We start from the raw sequence: 1,031 nt of genomic DNA, 5'->3' as shown, positions 1-1,031 counted from the left end.
CTCTCGATGGGAAGAAGCATATCCTTAGTTAAAGCAGATTTTCTTCCTCAGTGCAACCTAAGTCGATGCTTTCTCACGAGTGCGGGTTCATTTTCTAGGTTGACTTCGGCTTCCTTACCAGCATTTATTGAGATGTTGCGGAGATAAATACTCCTGTAAAGGTGACAGAGGCTTGGTATCGGGACAAACTGGCTGGGGAATTAGGAGGAAAAACCGAGGTTTACATTGATAAGGTAGGTAGAATAGATGTCTTAACTAATACAGAAATAATTGAAGTTAAAAATACAAAAGGCTGGAAATCAGCGATCGGGCAAATAAAGAGTTATGGACAGTATTATCCCAAGCATAAAATGAGAGTTCACCTATTTGGGAAATTGACTGAGAGTAAACTAGAAACTATTCAGAGAGTATGTAAACTAGAAGGTATAACTCTAACTTGGGAATAGTATGATCGCTGCTCTGGTAGGGTGCGTTCCCTGATGCGGGTCCTACCGCTGCAGCGATCAATTTTAAGGAAACCCAACATCCTTATCTGTTACTATGAAAGGGTATAATAAGCTTACTTTAAATCATCAAAGAGGTAACAAAACCTTAATGGAAAGTCGTATCCATATCCATCCAGATATTTGTAATGGAAGACCTGTTATAGCTGGAACCCGAATTCCTGTGCAAACAGTTATGGAATTTTTGGGAGCAGGGGATTCTATTGAAGAAGTCCTTGAAGAATATCCTTCTCTGAATCGAGAAGATATTTATGCCTGTATGCAATTTGCAGCAAGATTGATGGCGAATCACTATGAAGTCAGAAAAATTGCATGAATGGTTTTTTCTTCGATGAAAATTTACCAGCTAAAATCCTCTTCACTCCATCTTTACCGATCATTTTTAGGTAGGGTCTGCTGAAAAAGTTTGTTGGTGGGGGCAGGGTGTGGGGTGTGGGGTGTGGGGTGTAGGGTTTTACCGATTTTGAGGTAGTCAGTTACCTAATTTTCAGGGAAAAAGTACCTGAATTTTACCCCCGATCCCTCCAA

Annotated in this window: 2 protein-coding genes; both read left to right on the top strand. The window is 40.3% G+C overall.

Annotation, left to right across the window (positions count from 1 at the left end; translation table 11 throughout):
* The first annotated feature begins 161 nt into the window (after positions 1 to 161).
* Positions 162 to 446 carry a hypothetical protein gene (locus O9332_RS03545; RefSeq protein WP_288023654.1) on the top strand — a complete coding sequence of 95 codons (285 nt, stop codon included), beginning with the start codon at positions 162 to 164 and terminating at the stop codon, positions 444 to 446.
* Positions 447 to 594: 148 nt separating this feature from the next.
* Entirely contained in the window at positions 595 to 819 is a 225-nt protein-coding gene (locus tag O9332_RS03540; RefSeq protein WP_008199295.1) for a DUF433 domain-containing protein, read from the top strand.
* The last annotated feature ends 212 nt before the right edge of the window (positions 820 to 1,031 follow it).

Source organism: Microcystis sp. LE19-10.1B, assembly GCF_027530565.1.
In the GTDB taxonomy this organism is placed as follows: domain Bacteria; phylum Cyanobacteriota; class Cyanobacteriia; order Cyanobacteriales; family Microcystaceae; genus Microcystis; species Microcystis aeruginosa.
This window is presented reverse-complemented; position numbering and strand designations above follow the sequence as displayed.

Bases quoted from the DNA above. Each gene is read 5' to 3' on its own strand.
- O9332_RS03540 (WP_008199295.1), top strand. From the start codon at position 595: ATGGAAAGTCGTATCCATATCCATCCAGATATTTGTAATGGAAGACCT.